The sequence below is a fragment of the Rhizobium laguerreae genome (genome assembly GCF_019778565.1).
GTDB lineage: Bacteria > Pseudomonadota > Alphaproteobacteria > Rhizobiales > Rhizobiaceae > Rhizobium > Rhizobium laguerreae.
Genome location: NZ_JAAXQT010000011.1, coordinates 236,491 through 253,524, shown reverse-complemented (window position 1 = coordinate 253,524; position 17,034 = coordinate 236,491). Strand labels below are relative to the sequence as shown.

Sequence of the window (17,034 nt, the reverse complement as noted above, 5' to 3'; positions counted from 1 at the left end):
GCAGGTGGATAGACACCTCCTCCGATGCCGACGGGACATGTGTCCCTCCAAGGAGTGGATTTCTTCGCAGACGCGGGACAACCGCCTCATGCTCGCCGAGACGGCAAGCTTCATCCTTGGCATCGCGGATGGCAGGACGCCATCCGAGCACCGGGAGGAATTCACATGACGGAAATCAACGAAACAACGCTCAATGAACTCGTGGGCCGCGTCCTTGGCGACCTCGGCGGAGCGGTCAGCGTGCCGCTGGTCCGGATCGGAGATGCTCTCGGGCTGTACAGGACACTGAAGGAGATCGGGCCGGTGAAGGCCGACGAACTTGCCGATGCCTCGGGATGCGCACCTCGCTATGTCCGCGAGTGGCTGGCGGCACAGGCCGCCTCGGGTTATGTGCACCATGAGCGAGGACTGTTCTCGCTGACACCCGAGCAGGCCTTCGTGTTTGCCGAGCCGGACAGCCCGGTCAATCTGATCGGCGCGTTCGATACCGCTGCTGCGATGGTCGAGAACCAGCCGAAGGTGCAGTCCGCCTTCAAAACCGGCCGAGGCGTTGCCTGGGGCGATCAGGCCGGCTGCATGTTCTGCGCCGTCGCGCGGCTATTCCGCCCAGGTTATGTCAATGCCCTTGTGCAGGACTGGCTGCCGGCGCTCGACGGTGTCACCGACAGGTTGAAGATGGGTGCGAAGGTGGCGGACGTTGGGTGTGGGCACGGGTTATCGACGATCCTGATGGCGCAGGCGTTTCCCAATTCCCGCTTTGTGGGCTACGACTTCCATCCGGGCTCGATTGCCGCTGCGACTGCGCACGCCCAGGCACACGGTTTGACGAACCTGAACTTCGAGGTCGGCCGTGCGCAGGATTTCGACGGTCGGGATTTCGATCTGATCACCTGCTTCGACTGCCTGCACGACATGGGCGACCCGAAAGCCGCTGCGGCTCATATCCGGAAGGCGTTAAAAAAGGGTGGCGTCTGGATGGTGGTCGAACCAATGGCCGGAGATACGCTGGAGGAGAACATCAATCCGGTTGGACGGCTCTATTACTCAGCCTCGACGATGATCTGCGTTCCGACCTCGCTTGCGCAGGAGACAGGGCTGGCGCTCGGTGCGCAAGCGGGAGAGCGGCGATTGACCGAAGTGATCCGGTCGGGCGGTTTCACCCATATCCGGCGTGCAGCCCAGACGCCCCTCAACATGATCCTCGAGGCCACCTGACAGGTCGCGCCTCCCGTTGGAAATGCCGCGCCGCATTCCCGGCCTCGTCAGGAAAGTCGACGAGTGCGGCGTCTGGCTTGCAGCAGAACGCCAGCCGCCCTATCCTCAACGGCGGCGGTAAATCGTGCGAAGGCTTTGCTCTTGGCGGGCTGTGTGGTAGGAGCGGGCCATGACATCATTGATCGATTTCGATTGCCAAGGCTGCGGAGCCTGCTGCTCCTTCTCGCCGACCTGGCCCAGATTTTCCACCGAAACAGACGCTGCTCTCGATTTGCTGCCGGCGCATTTCGTAGCCGCGAACCAGCAAGGAATGCGTTGCGACGGTGCGCGTTGCTCCGCATTGGTCGGTCGCGTCGGTTCAGAGACATCCTGTCAAGTGTACGATCTTCGGCCTGACGTCTGCCGCGCCTGCGTCCCAGGGGATGACGCATGCTTGACCGCGCGCGCGTTCTTCGGGCTCGGTCAGCCAAGTTTGCCGCCCGGTCACATCGATGCGGAACCGCCAATCAACTGAGGCGGGTTCCGTCCGGCTCATCTCTTCGCCTGTCGACTTTACTGCAGCGATTGTCGTCCGACAGTCAGCCGAAGGTAAGGCCCGGTGGAGCCATCCGACGTGGACTATCTGCCTAATAGCGCGACAAGCGATATCGGCATTTCGACCGCGAAAAAATCCATTGCCGCACCGATAATCATCACCCACACGACGATCAGGAAAATGAGCGCTGCAATCCTGATTTCTACAGGCTGCATTATTTGCGCCATCCCAGCATATGCGTCCCCCCGAGACAAAACCCTGTTATCCCTCGTGCAAATTTCCTATGGCGAGGGATGATGCGCAACGGTCGACACCGTGGGCGCGTGCGGCGCCGAACTCTTCGCTTTCTCGAAACTGATGTCGCTTTGACCGATCAAGTCGCCGGACGTAGCTCTGTCGCTGCGGTTGAGATGATGGCCATCAAGGAAGGAGCGATAGGCATCTGCGATGCCCTCCTTCAGACCTATCCTAGGAGACCAGCCGAAAGTGCGAAGCTTGTCGACGCTCAGGAGTTTACGTGGCGTGCCATCTGGCTTGGTGAGGTCGCGCGTGATCTTGCCTTCGAAACCAATGATCTTGGAGACGAGGTATGCCAATTCGAATATGGTAATGTCTTCGCCACAACCTACGTTCACATGACCTTCGGCGGAATAGGTCTTCATGAGATGGAGGCAGGCGTCGGCGCAATCGTCAACATGCAGGAATTCGCGCCGCGGCGTGCCGGTACCCCAGATGCATATCTCTTGCTGCTGGTTGACCTTGGCCTCATGCGTCTTGCGTATGAGCGCCGGCATGACATGGCTTGACCCGAGGTCAAAATTGTCGCCTGGACCGTAAAGATTGGTAGGCATGGCCGAGATGAAATCTCTACGGTGCTGTTTGCGATAGGCTTGACAGAGCTTTAATCCGGCAATTTTGGCGATCGCATACCATTCATTCGTGGGTTCAAGCGATCCGCTCAGAAGTGAGTCCTCAACGATCGGCTGATCGGCGAATTTCGGATAGATGCAGGACGAGCCCAGAAACATCAGTTTTTCGACGTGAGCTCTATGGGCGGCGTGGATGACGTTCGCTTGGAGAATCAAGTTGTCGTAAAGGAAGTCGGCCGGATAGGTAGCGTTCGCGAGAATACCGCCGACCCTCGCAGCAGCCAGGAAGACAGCGTCGGGACGATGCTTACTCATCCACCCCTCCACCTGCTCCTGCCGTCTGAGATCGACCTCGGCGCGGGTGGCCGTCAAAATCTCGCAGCCCTCGGAAGCGAGACGTCGGACGATTGCAGAGCCCACCATGCCGCGGTGGCCCGCGACATAGACCCTCTTTCCGGCTAGGCTGTAGATCACCTCAGGCATAGGCAAAACCTTTGGTTGCGCCGACCGACGGAACATTTCGTGCCATGACTTTCAGATCCTCGCGAACCATCTCTGCAACCAGCTGATCAAGACTGGTCTCATGTTTCCAGCCAAGCTTCGTGTGTGCCTTCGTCGGATCGCCGATCAGAAGATCAACTTCAGTCGGACGGAAATAAGCCGGATCGATCTCCACCACACACCGACCGGATGTCTTATCGTATCCCTTTTCCTCAACCCCGTTCCCACGCCAATCAATCGGCATGCCCACCTGGGCAAAGGCTTTGTCAACGAAGGAACGAACCGAGTGCGTTTCGCCGGTCGCAAGGACATAGTCCTCCGGTTCGTCCTGTTGCAGCATCAGCCACATGCCACGGACATATTCTCGTGCATGTCCCCAGTCGCGCTTGGCGTCCAAATTGCCGAGATAAAGCCTTTCCTGCAGCCCAAGATGGATCGCAGCCGCCGCCCGGGTGATTTTGCGCGTCACGAATGTTTCGCCGCGGATCGGGCTTTCATGATTGAACAAAATGCCGTTCGAGGCGTGCATGCCATATGCCTCGCGATAATTGACCACAATCCAATAGGCGTAGAGCTTGGCAGCCGCGTAGGGGGATCGAGGGTAGAAAGGCGTCGTTTCGCTCTGTGGGACTTCCTGAACTTTGCCGTAGAGCTCTGAGGTGGACGCTTGATAGAAGCGGGTCTTCTTGGTCAGACCCAGGAGGCGAATTGCTTCAAGTAGCCGAAGGGTGCCGGTTCCATCGGCGTTAGCCGTATATTCCGGCGTCTCGAAAGAGACTTGAACGTGGCTCTGTGCGGCGAGATTATAGATCTCGTCCGGCTGCGTTTCCTGAACGACGCGGATGAGGTTCGTTGAATCGGTCATGTCCCCGTAATGCAGAATAAAGCGAGGATTTTCGACATGGGGATCCTCGTATAGATGCTCGATGCGACTGGTGTTGAAAGACGATGAGCGTCGCTTGAGCCCGTGAACAATATAGCCCTTCTCCAGGAGCAATTCGGCCAAATACGCACCGTCCTGACCCGTTATACCCGTAATCAGCGCGACTTTATTTTCGTTTTTCACTGCGGTCTCCGTAATTTATTTCGACGGAATCAGGTGGACACGCTGTTCGAACTCATGTGAACTCGTGGTACTTCCTCAGTGAGCTCGCAAACAGTTCTGAATCGCTGAAGTTGTACATGGCGTGTTTGTTCGGATTGACGTTATTTATGGCAACGGCAATCTCTGCGTTGCGCGCGGTCTTCAGCTGATGTAGGCAAAACTCTACGGCCCGACGGCTCGTCTTTCCCCATTTTACGACCACTAGCGTTCGTTCTGCTAACGCTGTCAGATGCATCGTATCAGCCGAGGCGAGCACAGGTGCGCTGTCGAAGATGACGATTTGGCCCTGTGAGGCGGCCATCGCGACGATGTCAGCCGCATCAGTCAAACGAACGCGCCGATGGAGACTGGCATTGCCAGCCGGGATGAAGTCGATGCCGCTTGGATGGTGATGGATGATGTCCCGCATTCCGGCCTGTCCACACAGGAATTCGTTCAACCCCTGCTTTAGCTCTGATTTGAAAAACGAGTCGAGATTTCCGAGTCTGAGGTCGCCATCGACAAGCAGCACCGGAATTCCGTTGGCGGCGAGATCTATTGCCAGGGATCTGGCGACAAACGACTTGCCCTCTCCGCTGTGAGCCGACGTCACAACAATCGTGTTTGGCAGTTTTCCGCCGTTAGATTGTTTGAGCGAAGTCATGACGGAGCGAATTGCTTCGTCAAACATCCCGTCTTGGATGCTCCCGAAGAGCATCGACGGATCTCTCCGGTCTTTCCGTTTCAGGTGCGGGATGAATCCGGCGGGTACGATGCGCGACATTCCGGCCATCTGGTCGAAGCTGCGGACTGAATTGTCCAACATCTCGACCACGAAAGCGGCCGTCACCGCGATCGATATCGAAGCCAAAAGGGCGCCGATCAAATAGAAAAGCCGCCCGCGTCCCTGCGGCGCCAGCGGCACCGCGGCCGGTGACAAAACTTCCAGTTCCGCGCCCGGCAGCATCGCTTGCGCAGCCAGGCCACGGCGCTGCTCCTCGAGCTTATCCAGCGCCGTCTGCTCTTTGTCAGCCATGTGCTGGAGTCGGGCCAACTCGGTTTGCGCCAGGGCAGAGCGAGTGCGTTTCTCATGAGCGGCCGCCAATGCCGACCGGATTGCGTCGTCCTCATGATCGAGCGCCGCAAGCTTGGCGCGTATCGATTGGAGATATCGGTCGGTCGCAAGGCTGAGATCGGTGCGGGATTTAAGGATCTTGGCGCGCGTGTCGACCACGGCGTCGGCGGTGTTGCCATATGTCTCAAGAAGGCGCTCGAGATCTTGCTCCTGCGCACGAAGCTCGCGTTGCATTGCACCAATGCTGTCGGGAATGACCATATTCTGCAGGACGAGCGAGGGGTCGTCGGCCGCTTCGAGTGCGGTTATCGTTGCTCTCGCTTCAGCGCGGCTTTGTTCGATTTTTGTCCGCCGCTCGCCCAACTCCATTATCGACTTGATCTGTTCAACCTGATCGTCGTCATTTGAGGCAACGTCGGTCGTTTTCTGGTACACGTCGGCGGCATCGCGTGCTGCCTTGGCGCGCCCCATCTGTTCGTCGATGCGCAGCAGAAGCCATTCTTCTGCTGCGTCCACTCGACCGCGCAGACTGTCCTTCCGCTCTTCGAGGTAGATGCTGATGAGCCGGTTCGGGACCGAGGCGGCCAGTTCGGGGTCGCTCGCATCGAAACCGATCTGAATGACGTCACCCTGGCCATCGCGCCAAACGCGGAGGGCCTTGTAGTACTTTGGGATTATCGGCTCGATGCTGTCCCGTATCGGCAAGGACGGTTTTTCGCTGTCGATCCAGCCGCGTAGCATTGATCGGATCTTGTCGATAGGCGAGATTTCTTGCAGCGCCGGATTGAATTCCGGCCATTCGTTGAGCCGCAGGTCGCGGATTACCCGCTCTGCGATGCTTCTGGAAAGAAGCCGTTCGGTCTCGGATGTGGCGTCCAGCGGATCGTTGCGGCTGGACTCGTCGGTGCCGAGCTTTGTCGCCAGAGGCGTGTGGATGATCAGCCGGGACTCGGCATGATAAGTCGGCTTCAATCCCGAAATCACGGTTGCGGCAACCGCCATAAGGAGCATGACGATGGCCATTATCATGACCACCCGTCGCCGGATAAGGCGCAGGCCCGAAGTCAGATCAAGGTCATCCGAACGAGTCTCTACCTGAAGCCGGGGATCGTAGCGCATCGACGAGAGCGAGGTGTTGCGGTCTGGCGGCACAGTCGAAATAGTCATCGTTCACCCGCCGTCGTTTGAGGTTGCGCGGAGATCGCGTCGTAGAGTTTGTCCAGCGATCGCATGTAAGCCTTCATACTGAAATTGTTGAGATAATGAGCGCGGGCCTTGGCCGACAGATAGTTGCGGACTTCCGGGTCGGTGACGAGCTTAGCCAGCGCCGCAGCCAGGGCATCCTTGTCTCCGACAGGTACGAAGACGCCGGTTTCACCGTCGGAGATGACTTCGCCATGCGCGCCGACGCGCGTGGTGACGACGGCGAGCCCATGGGCAAGCCCTTCGACCACAGCCATTGCCAAGCCCTCGGCATGCGAAGGCAAGACCAGGATATCTGCCCGTGTACACAAGGCTTGCGCCTCGTCGGCGCCAAGCCAGCCCGGCATTTTCACCAGATCTGAAAGTCCCATGGCGGCAGCCTGGCGCCGGTAGTCTTCCACAGGTCCGTCGCCTGCCAGCACGGCTCGCCACCGGAGCTCTTTCATGATCGGATGACTTAAGGCAAGCAGAAGCTCCTGAACGCCTTTGCGTTCGCTCAGCCGGCCGAGAAATATGATCAACGGCATCTCGCCGACATGAACATTTCGCGGCCCGGGGTCGGGAACACAATTGCCGATGACGACTACGCGGCGCTCTTCCACGCCGAGAAGCGTCGTGAGCGTCATGCGGTCGCGCTGGCCCAGTGCCACGACTTGGTCGGCATGTTGGAACATCCGGCGTACAAGCATTTGTTGACGCGGCGAGCGTGCGGCAAAGTCGGTCGCGTAGTCGTAGTCGTGCAGGTGCAATATGTGAGAGCATCCGAGGAGACGGGCAGCCTCGGTCAGGATCAGTTTTCTTGCGGTGCTGCCGCGACCCGCGACATGAATATGGTGAATGCGTGCCGGAGCAATTATCCGGTCCTTCGCCATCATCAAGACGGCGCCGAGCAGGCGCACAGGCGACGCAACTGAGGACCACCGAGGCCCTCTGGTATCGGTGACGAGGTGTGTTTCGCCGGCCTCCTTCGCCGTGTTCGATATATAGCCGACGAGCCTGCCAATTCCGCCACCGTTTTCGCAACCACCCGGGACGTAGTGGCGGACGGTTGCTGCTGCGTTGCGCGTCGCTACCTGATTCCCATCCGTGAGCGCGTTCATTAGCATGCCCCGACCACCTTACGATAAACGGCCGCAGCCTGTGCTCCGACCTGTTGAGGCGAATTCGGACCTGTAGCCCATGCAAGCGCGCTGGTCCCGAAATTGCTTCTGAGCTCGTTATTTTCCGCCAATGTCCAGATGGCCCGCGCGAGCTGTTCCACATCTCCCGGTGGAACCACCATTCCCAGTCCGTTTGGCAGAACGGTGGCTCGCAATTCGCCGACATCAGTCACGATAACTGGCTTGCCAAATGCCGCGGCAAGATTGAGGACGCCGCTTTGAGAGGCTTCCGTATAGGGAAGGACAACGATGTCGGCATCCAGAAAGAGCTGGGCGACCTCCATATCCTCGATAAAGCGGTTGCGGATATCATAGCGGCCGGCGTCCCCCATAAGGGGCTGGAAGATCCACGGATCATCGCCGCGACCAGCGACCGTGATGCGTAGATTGGGGAGCAGGTCCTTGAGCATCGCCTCGGCACGGATCAGATGCTCCAATCCCTTGTAAGCAAAAATCCGTCCGAACAGCAGAACGCGCAAAGTTCCATCTGCGCCGCGCCGCGCCATCTTGTGCCGCCGAGCGAGTTCCGCGTAGCGATGAATGGCGGGATGCGACAGGACATGGACACAATCAGGCGATTTTGAATATCGCTCGAGGACCATTCGTTTCAGCCCTTCGCCATGGACGACGACATGACCCGATTGCCGCACCATCAATTGGGGAGCCCAGGCGGGCAGCGTGCGGGTGTCGGAATCGCCGGGATGCACTTCCACGTCATGGACGGTGGTCACGATCGGGATTGGGCGCCAGAACGGCGCGGCAAAGTTCAACCAGAGCGTCGAGTTGCTCAGAAGGTGAATGACGTTCGGCCGCTCCTGCCGGATAAGACGTGTGAGTTGGTGCAGGAACCAGGGATTGGAGAGCGAGCGGTGCCTTGGCCAGTCCATCAGGTGCAGATCGACAGCCGGATCGATCCATGGAGCAAGATGTGCGTAGCGCCGGCGCGGAACCGCTAGGACGACGTGCGCATGTCGCGCAACGCCGCTAGCGAAGGAGATGGTGTAGTCTTCCAATTCGGAAACCAGTAGCAGCGCCTTCATCCCGCTGACTCCGACACGCCGACATCCTTACCAAGTCGAGGCAGGTCGCAGGCTGTGCGCAATGCATCACGCGTCCGCCTCAGCAAGTTTGGTTCTCCGGCGAAAAAGAGCCCTTCCATAGCAACTCTGAACCGGGTGCGTGTATCGGCGCCCTGCAGTCTGGCTGAGGCCACCCGGTACGGATAGTGATCGGTCAGACGCAGCCTTCCCGCCAGATCGTGCGCGGAAAGAAACCGGTTCGTCGCTTCAACGGTAGCCTGCCAATGGGCCATCCGCCTTCGCAGCATGGCGGCGTCATCGACTGGCCGATACCAATTGTTGTTGTGAATCCGATAGAACCCGAGTGGATCCGACAAGGCGACAACGCCCCCCAGAAATGGGTAGATGCCTGTGAGCCAGGCATCTGCAGACATGCGGAACTGCTCGGGAATATCCCCTGCAGCATCCCACGCGCTACGCCTTACAGCGATAGCTGATGTCATCGGGAAGGGCCACCAACCAGCCGATCTGGCGAGCCGTGGCGACAAATTTCCTGAACACAGGGTCCGAGGGATTGGCTTGAAGGCTGGTGAACCATCGGTCTGCGTTGGCTGAAGTCGGTGATAAACAAGCGATGCCTGAGGATTGGAGTGGAAAGCAGCGGCTGTTGCCGACAGCTTACCTGGCGCCCACCAGTCATCGGCGTCGAGAAAACAGAGGATGTCGCCACTGCTTAACTTCACAGCAGCATTTATGGCGGCGGCCTGTCCCTGGTTTTCCTGGAAAAGCACCGCCACCCGCTTGTCATAGCCGTCGAGAACAGAGCGCGACTGATCGCTCGAGCCGTCGTCGACGACGATTATCTCAACATTGGACGCCTCTTGGTTCAAGGCGCTGTCAATCGCTCGTTCGACGAAGCGACCGTAGTTGTAGTTGTTGATAAGGACGCTGAATGTCGGCCGCTCCATGACACCCCTCAAGCGCGTCGCTGGGCGACACGTCGGTGCGCCAGAGTTGCGAACGCTCGCGCGTTTGGCAGCGCGAATTGATGGAAGGAGTTCAGCTCGATCAGGATTTCGCTTTGAGCCGGTAGGGTCACCGCCGACAACGCCGCAACGCGTGACGCTCCCTTTATATAACGTACAAAACCAGGACCATGACGCAGAACCATTGCAATCCCAACCCTTCTAAGCGTCACCTGCCAACAGCCGGCTGCGCCAGAATTATTGCCTCACTTCACCGGAACTGCGGCTCGGCGCGACGTGCTTCGCGGTATGCTTTCATCGTCAAGCTACCGGTGATTGGTCACGGGTGACATCTCCTCTTATGGGCAATGTCGTAGGCCCCAGCACCAACTTTTGGGGGAGGGGTAGACTGCAAGCTTAATCCAAACAACGCCCTTGGGTGGTGGGTATGGACGTTAGGCTTAGCCCCGCCTTCGTTTGCGTTGGTTGACCGGGGATATGGCGGGATGATTGTTCGTTGGTAAGCAGCGCAGCTATGAAAGGGGACCCATGTCTTTCCAAATTGCCGCGATCAACAGCCTCTCATCTGTCCAAGCAAATCGGGACGGGTAATGAGAGCGTATACGCTTAGAATAGCGAATGGGCCGACTGTCAGTTGGCGGGCAATAGAGTGCTGGGGCGCCGGCCTATGCCTTTTTCTTCAGACAGGCGCGCTTTTCCCGCTCATGCTGGCGGATGCCGACGGAGGCCTGAGCGATCATGCCAGGTCTATACTGCGTCTGCTTTGTTTACCGGTATACGGGTTTACATTGCTGATGCTGGCACGAAATTCTCCGCAATTCATCATAGCGCTGAAGCGAAATTGGTTTGTCCCCCTGATGGTCGCCATGCCCTTCGTGTCCGTCTTCTGGTCGGTTGGCCCGTCGACGACTTTCAGGCGTGCCATCGGCCTGCTCTTCACCGTACTTCTGGCCTATGTGTTGGCCATACGCTTTACACCGAGGCAGTTGCTTCTCATCGCATTTGCCACCTTCGGAACATGTATCGTCCTTAGCCTGTTGCTTCTTCTAGTGTCACCGGGGCTCGCTCGCATGCCCACGGACAGCGCGGTGCGCGGCATATTCATCCACAAGAACAGCCTTGGTTGGTACGCCGGCATGATGATACTGGTGTCAACCGCCATCGTAATGGACGGCAATCCAGGCTTGCGGCGAGCAGCTTTGATCTTGCTGATGGCGGGCGGGGCTTGTCTCTTCCTTTCCGGATCGATGACCGCGACAATTGCGACGGTATCGGCATATTGCCTGATCGGCTTCTACTCCATGTTGCAGCGAATCCGTGGCGTCGGTCGCATTGTCTTCATCCTGTTTTTCGTTCAAATCTTCGTCGGGATCCTCCTTTTGCTTCACGAGTTCTTGGTCCCATTCCTTGAGGCGCTTGGCAAGGATGCCACTCTGACGGGTCGAGTGCCCTTGTGGGAGCTGGTCGATGGTCAGATCGCCGATCATCTGCTGCTCGGCTTCGGCTACCAAGCGTTTTGGACAGAGGCGAATCCCGAAGCCTGGATTATCTGGTCAAAGATCCAATGGATGGCTCCCCACGCCCATAATGGATTCCGCGATACGCTGCTGAGCTTCGGAGCAAGCGGAATGACTTTGTTCGCTCTGATGCTTTTGCAGGCACTCCGCCAAGGCGCGGCCCTCCAATGCGGGGACCCGCGTTATGGCTGGCTCTGGTTGAACGTCTTCACGGTTGTGATTTTGGTGATGAACCTGACCGAGACAATCTTCCTGATCCAGAATGACGCGATTTTCATTCTGTTCACAACGGCCATCATCATGTTCTCTCTATACAAGCCTGTTGTTGCTTCGACGGCCCCCGGCCGGCAATTGCGAGCACCGGCCCGCAGCAAAACGGCGGAGCTGCAAATCTCATGAGGCTGCGCTTCGCACCGATCTTGAGCATTTTGCTTGCGATGCTCTTTCCGCAGCCGAGCAAGCTGGCTCCGGTGCGCCCGGACGCAGATGCGCCCGACAGGCTGCAGACGGCGGTCAGGGAGGCAACCTGCGCGGAAGCTTCGCCGGCGACCTTTTCGGACAAGCTGAAGGGGACTTCACTGAGCAACATAATGACCGGAACATCCGCGCCCCGGGCAGTATTCTATGTCTCTCCCGATGGCAAAGACACCTGGAGCGGGCACCTTCCTAAAGCAAATTCTCGGCGTACAGACGGTCCTTTTGCCAGTATTGAAAGAGCGCGGGATGCTGCGCGCCAGAAGGGCGGCCAGAATACGATCGCAATGGGCAATGGGGATTACTATCTCGCTGAACCGATAGTCTTCGATGCTCGCGATGCGGGCCTGATCATCGCGGCGAGATGCAACGAGGCGCCGGTTCTGCACGGCGGCCCGATCGTTCGCAATTGGACGGCGCAGGACGATGGTCGCTGGAAGGCGTCACTGAAGTTGCCTGCGGGCCGGGATCTGGGCAATCTTTTCGTCGGCGGCGCGCGCCAGACGCAGGCTCGCTTTCCCAACGCTCCACTCGATGGGGATCCGCGCAAAGGGTGGCTTTTCGCGGCTAAGTGCACGCAGGACGACGACTTATGGCATGGTAACACGCGTTTTTGCTTCCATGCCGGCGATCTTCCGATCTCAAAAAATGCAGCAGGCCTTGTCGCCCACATCGTTGGTGGTTTTCACCCCGGCAGCCAGTGGGGCAGTGATACCCTCCCAGTGGTTTCAGTCGACACCGCGAACCGGGCGATAAATACCCAAGGCACCGGCTATTTCTTCACCGCAGAAGGCAGCCGCTATTTTTTGACCGGGGCGGCAGCGCTGCTCGATGCGCCTGGGGAGTGGTGGTATGACCGCACCAAGGGTCAACTCGATTATATCCCGACCAATGGGCTACCAACAGGTTCTACGGCTGTAGCCGGCATCCTGCCGACCTTCTTCAGGCTGGATGGAGCCGACGGGATGGTTGTATCGGGGCTCCAGTTTCGGGATGGGGATCCGCGGGGCAGCGGCAAGTTCGGTACCGACACCAGAAGCTTTGGGGCCATACGGCTCGATCACTCGGATGGTGTTCGGCTGCTCGGCAACTCCATCGACAATGTCGGCGTCGGCATCCATGTTTCCGAGAGCAAAGGTGTCTTGATTGCCGGCAACGTGATTGGAGATGTGGCTGGCAACGGGATTTACGTTGGCACGACCTATGGCAGCTTCGGCAAATCCGACGGTGCCAAAATCCTCTCGAACCATATTCATGACATTGGAAGGGTCTACTTTGAAACCGCGGGCATATGGTTCCAGGCGGCCGACAGTATCAGGATCGCTCATAACCTGGTCGAAAATACTGCGCAGTTCGGTATCGCCGGCGGCTCATTGTGGGGGGCACAAGACGCAGTCCACGACGCAGTCATCGAACATAACGAGATCCGTAATGCCAATCAGCAGACGGCAGATGGCGGTGCCATCAAGCTGATGGGCGAGCAGGCAGACCTCCTGAACAGCAGCATCCGCTACAATCTGGTCACCGGGACAGGTCAACTTATGAACAGGGCCGATGGGACGTTTTGGCCTTTCGGATATGAAAATATCAATGAATGGCCGACGCCTATCAGTTGGGCGATCTACACGGATGGCAAGGCCAGTGGTGTGCGCATCGAAGGAAATACGCTCTCGGACAATATATCGGCGATCGGCATCAACGGCGGCTGGAGCAACTTGGTGACGGGAAACGTCATCACGCATGGATCGGGCGCGGCTTTTCGCGTTGATGACGGTACGGGCAGGGGTTGGCGTCCGCCATGGGCACGTCCCAATCGTATCGAGAGCAATATCGTGTCGATCGACAGTAGCAACGGGCTTGCAGCCTATGTCTACGCTCCTGACCATGGGCCTGGATACGTGCAGTTCGCGCATAACCGCTACACCGGCAATTTGAACGACAAGAGCTTCCGAATACATCCGGAGATCATGCCTTCGGGAGAATTTGGCAGTTTACAGGATCTTCAGAAGGTTGGGGCGGACACCGAAAGCGTAGTCGCGCCGCCCGAGTAACAAAAGGGCGACGCGACGAGCGATGTTCCGCTCCGGCGAGATCTGCCCGAGCGGCTTGGCGACTATCGCTCGGTGAAGCGGCGCTATTACCGCTGGATCGAGATGAGGAAACTCGCCCAGCACGATTGTTGCGGCGATCGGACGACCGCCGCAACAAGTAATAGTTACAGGAGAAAATCGCCTGCGCCCACGTGGACGAGGCCCTTCAGCTGAACCTCGAAATCATGAACGCCGTCGCCGTTCAGGTCGCCCTGGATAACGGTAGCGTCGTTCGCGGATCCAGCCTGGTCGTCATAGTGCCAGGCGAGCGCGCCAGCCTTATGGTCGAACAAGGCATTCTCCTGCGCCTGGAAATGGAAGGTTCCATTGCCCAGCCCAGAACCATTCGCATCTATCGCCGCGATGTCGATCTTATCGACGCCATGCTGGAAGTCGGTGATGATGTCGCGGTTCGAGCCAGACCCGGCTTCCGTCGGTGCTTTGAAGACAAACGTATCCGCGCTGACGCCACCGGTGCTGACGCCACCGGTCATGATGTCTTTTCCGGCGCCACCGATGATGACGTCCCCGCCGGCGCCGCCATCCAGCTTGTCCGCCCCAGCCCCGCCATTGAGAACGTTGCTGCCGCCATTGCCGCCGGTCAGCACGTCGCTGTAGCTGGAGCCAGTCAAGTTTTCGATGCTGGCGATCTTGTCACCGGTGGCCTGCCCGCCCGCTGCGGCCTTGGTCGCCAAATTGACGCTGACCGCACCGGAGCCCGCATAGCTGGCCGTGTCGGTGCCATAACCGCCGTCGAGCACATCCGCGCCGGCGCCGCCCTTCAACACGTCACTACCGCCGAGACCCTTGAAGGTTTCGTTGCCGCCGTTGGACTGACCGGTATGTGGCAGGATGTCATTGCCGTTGGTGCCGGTGAATACCTTCGTCGGCGTGGTCGGTGTGGTCGGCGTTTCCGGTTGCGTTGGCGTGGTTGGCGTTTCTGGTTGCGTCGGCGCGGTTGGCGTACCCGGTTGTGTTGGCGTGGTTGGCGTTCCCGGTGTCGAGCTGGAGCCCGATTCGTAGGCACCCATGTCGACAGTTCCAACGACGCGAGCGTGGCCGTCCAGATCGACCGACCCGACGCCGTACTTGGCGGTTCCGCTGTCGATTGCCGCCGAGCCGGAGCCGAGGTGGAAGTTGTCGCTCGCTGCCCCCGAAAATTTGGGGTCGACGCCGAGCTTGTTGCCGTTCGCCGCGCTCGGCATCGCGTTGCCGCCGTCGGTCTTGACCGATGCCTGGCCGGCCGTGCCGTTGTAGGTGATGTTGTTGGCCCAGACGACGTTGTTGTTGGTGTAGCTGTCGGTCGACGTGTTATCGATCGCAGTGTTGTTCTTGTTCACCGATGGGTCCGCTACGGCGATGTTGTTGGCCCAGATGTTGTTGCTCGACGCCGAGTTGCTGAGCTCACCGCGCCAGGTGCCGCTGTTCGCCGGGTCCTGATTGTTGTGGTATGCGGTGTTGTTTTTCACCGTGACGGAGTCGCTCCAGGTAACCTGGATGCCTTTGCCGCCGTTCTCGTAGACGAGGTTATTGTCGACCAGGGTCTTGAACGTGTAGTTCGGATGACCGCTCGTCTGCGTGCTCTGGAAATCGTCGATGATGATGCCGTTGCCGTCGGTGTGCTCACCCGACTTGGTGACGTTATCGTGCGAGATGTTGTCCCGCACGATCGTCCGGTAGCCGTCGGTCGAGGTATCGCCGGTGATGTTCCGGTTCTGGTAAATCGAGATGCCCGAGAACCAGCCCGTCGACGCGTTGTTGTAGGTCTCGTTGCCTTCGATGCGAATGAAGTCCGACTGGTTGAACTGGATGCCCGACTCGCCGCTGCCGTGGACCTTGTTGTTGAGGATCTGGACGTGGTGGGCATTGTTCGCTTCGATGCCGTCGCCTTTGGCGCCGCCGATGTCAAAGCCGTCGATTGTCACGTAGTTGGCGTTGACACTGATCGCGTTCCACGAGCCCGCGGGCGGCCGGATCAGCGCTCCGCCGGGCACTTCCGAGCGCAGCGTGATGTCGGCTGCCGCCGAGCCGTCCGTGTCGATGTTAATAGCTTCGTTGTAGGTCCCCGCCTTCACCACGACCTCGTCGCCGGGTCTAAGGTTCGCCGACATCGCCTCGCTGATCGTGCGGAAGGGAGAGGAGGTACTGCCGTTACCGCCGCTGCTGCCAGTTGTCGCTACGTAATATGTTGTCATGGTCTTGTTCCTCAACCCCCGCCCGTTAATATTTGTGGTTAATCCAGCGTTACGGCGGCAGGTTATAGGGTGACATTTTTGAGGGCGCAACAGCAACGCAACAGTAAGTGCTTGAGAAGCATAGCCTTATTGCTGCCACAATATCCGAATCGATCCAAAGTTACGTTTTGAAATATTTGGTGAATTTGGAGTCGCCCAAAATGTGGCAGTATTAATATCTCGCTTGCCGGGAGTTATTCTTTCTGCAACCAGAGCGATATGCATCCATTGAAAACTTTAGAAAAATCTGATGGGCGTGGCTGGATTGCTCCCGCCAAATGCGGAATCGACATTTTTTTCTGAATTCGGCAATTTTGGGCAGCATCGCCTTACGATTGATGCTGATCGAGATGGTAATGGGAAGGTCGACCGTATCGATTCGGCCAACCCATTGCCCAGCATTTCAAGCGCCACCGCTTTCCCGCCGAGATCGTCTGGCATGCGGTGTGACTACACCTTCCGTTTCCGCTGATGTCGACAATCTGCTTGCCGAGCGTGATATCGATGTCTCGTTCCAGGCCGTGTCTGAGTGGGCGACCAAGTTCGGCCGCTGGTGCGAGACCTCGGAACGGTGGCGGGGAAGTCCCCTTTATGAAATCCAGCTTGCTCCGTCGGCTGACCCGGCTTGGATCGATCCGGTGTGCAAGATGCATGCACCATATTCATCTCATAGGCGTGCCGCCCCGCAGGGTCCCTGGTTTTTCTCGCCGCGTTGTAAAGAAGCATATCGACGGTTCTGCCGCAGACCATGAGTTGCCCCGGTCGCAGTAAACGGACAGGGGACAACTGTTTAACTCGGATGGCAACGGTGATGGCGGCGAGCTTGGCCAATCCCATGACGTTCACGAGCAGTTTGTCGTATCGGGTTGCGGCGCGTCGAAACTGTTTGAGCTTGCTGAAGAAGCGCTCGATGCGCTTGCGCTCCTTGTAGAGGTCTGCGTCGCGGGCGCGCTGCACTTTCGGTTGCGCTTTGGCGCGATGGCGAGCCGCGTTCGGCTTTGCCGAGGTCAAACCGCTCTTTCGGGACAGCGCTCATCAAAAAGAGCAGCCTGGCAAGCAGCTGGGGTACATC

At 58.5% G+C, this 17,034-nt stretch carries 12 protein-coding genes and 2 pseudogenes; 6 read left to right on the top strand and 8 right to left on the bottom strand.

The features are described from left to right. The first annotated feature begins 165 nt into the window (after positions 1–165). From HFO71_RS29635 to HFO71_RS29625, 3 genes are all read left to right on the top strand, one after another. Positions 166–1,215, top strand: a complete 1,050-nt coding sequence (locus HFO71_RS29635; protein ID WP_131641742.1) for a class I SAM-dependent methyltransferase — start codon at positions 166–168, stop codon at positions 1,213–1,215. Between the two features lie 169 nt (positions 1,216–1,384). Then, positions 1,385–1,729: a YkgJ family cysteine cluster protein gene (locus tag HFO71_RS29630; protein WP_077979688.1), complete on the top strand. Its 345-nt coding sequence runs from the start codon at positions 1,385–1,387 to the stop codon at positions 1,727–1,729. 99 nt (positions 1,730–1,828) lie between these two features. Continuing rightward, positions 1,829–2,047 carry a hypothetical protein gene (locus HFO71_RS29625; protein ID WP_165503806.1) on the top strand — a complete coding sequence of 73 codons (219 nt, stop codon included), beginning with the start codon at positions 1,829–1,831 and terminating at the stop codon, positions 2,045–2,047. On the opposite strand, the gene fcl is transcribed toward HFO71_RS29625, so the two are convergent. The 6 genes from fcl to HFO71_RS29595 are packed head-to-tail and all read right to left on the bottom strand — an operon-like array spanning position 2,032 to position 9,629. Continuing rightward, positions 2,032–3,102, bottom strand: a complete 1,071-nt coding sequence (gene fcl, locus HFO71_RS29620; protein WP_131641741.1) for a GDP-L-fucose synthase — start codon at positions 3,100–3,102, stop codon at positions 2,032–2,034. The genes HFO71_RS29625 and fcl overlap by 16 nt on opposite strands. Further along, positions 3,095–4,186: a GDP-mannose 4,6-dehydratase gene (gmd, locus tag HFO71_RS29615; RefSeq protein ID WP_131641740.1), complete on the bottom strand. Its 1,092-nt coding sequence runs from the start codon at positions 4,184–4,186 to the stop codon at positions 3,095–3,097. Before gmd ends, fcl begins: the two co-directional genes overlap by 8 nt. Positions 4,187–4,238: 52 nt before the next feature. Further along, positions 4,239–6,446, bottom strand: a complete 2,208-nt coding sequence (locus tag HFO71_RS29610) for a GumC family protein (protein WP_131641739.1) — start codon at positions 6,444–6,446, stop codon at positions 4,239–4,241. Next, complete coding sequence (locus HFO71_RS29605) at positions 6,443–7,588, bottom strand: glycosyltransferase family 4 protein (protein ID WP_221988795.1); 1,146 nt, start codon at positions 7,586–7,588, stop codon at positions 6,443–6,445. The genes HFO71_RS29610 and HFO71_RS29605 overlap by 4 nt, the downstream gene beginning before the upstream one ends. Continuing rightward, positions 7,582–8,682 carry a glycosyltransferase family 4 protein gene (locus HFO71_RS29600; protein ID WP_168336175.1) on the bottom strand — a complete coding sequence of 367 codons (1,101 nt, stop codon included), beginning with the start codon at positions 8,680–8,682 and terminating at the stop codon, positions 7,582–7,584. The genes HFO71_RS29605 and HFO71_RS29600 overlap by 7 nt, the downstream gene beginning before the upstream one ends. Continuing rightward, positions 8,679–9,629 carry a glycosyltransferase family 2 protein gene (locus HFO71_RS29595; protein ID WP_221988794.1) on the bottom strand — a complete coding sequence of 317 codons (951 nt, stop codon included), beginning with the start codon at positions 9,627–9,629 and terminating at the stop codon, positions 8,679–8,681. The genes HFO71_RS29600 and HFO71_RS29595 overlap by 4 nt, the downstream gene beginning before the upstream one ends. A 608-nt stretch (positions 9,630–10,237) precedes the next feature. Between HFO71_RS29595 and HFO71_RS29590 the strand changes: the two genes are divergently transcribed. Both HFO71_RS29590 and HFO71_RS29585 read left to right on the top strand, forming a co-directional pair. After that, entirely contained in the window at positions 10,238–11,563 is a 1,326-nt protein-coding gene (locus HFO71_RS29590; protein ID WP_077979681.1) for an O-antigen ligase family protein, read from the top strand. After that, positions 11,560–13,689, top strand: a complete 2,130-nt coding sequence (locus tag HFO71_RS29585) for a right-handed parallel beta-helix repeat-containing protein (RefSeq protein WP_221988793.1) — start codon at positions 11,560–11,562, stop codon at positions 13,687–13,689. The genes HFO71_RS29590 and HFO71_RS29585 overlap by 4 nt, the downstream gene beginning before the upstream one ends. A 164-nt stretch (positions 13,690–13,853) precedes the next feature. Here HFO71_RS29585 and HFO71_RS29580 read toward each other — a convergent pair whose 3' ends face one another. Further along, a complete protein-coding gene (locus tag HFO71_RS29580) occupies positions 13,854–15,923 on the bottom strand; it encodes a choice-of-anchor Q domain-containing protein (RefSeq protein WP_131641735.1) in 2,070 nt (689 codons plus the stop codon). A gap of 429 nt (positions 15,924–16,352) precedes the next feature. On the opposite strand from HFO71_RS29580, the pseudogene HFO71_RS36005 reads away from it, so the two are divergent. Continuing rightward, a pseudogene (locus HFO71_RS36005) lies at positions 16,353–16,510 on the top strand (IS6 family transposase); the annotation flags it as partial. Positions 16,511–16,757: 247 nt separating this feature from the next. Here the strand turns inward: HFO71_RS36005 and HFO71_RS36505 are convergent. After that, positions 16,758–16,954: pseudogene (locus HFO71_RS36505) on the bottom strand (transposase); the annotation flags it as partial. Positions 16,955–17,034: the final 80 nt, after the last annotated feature.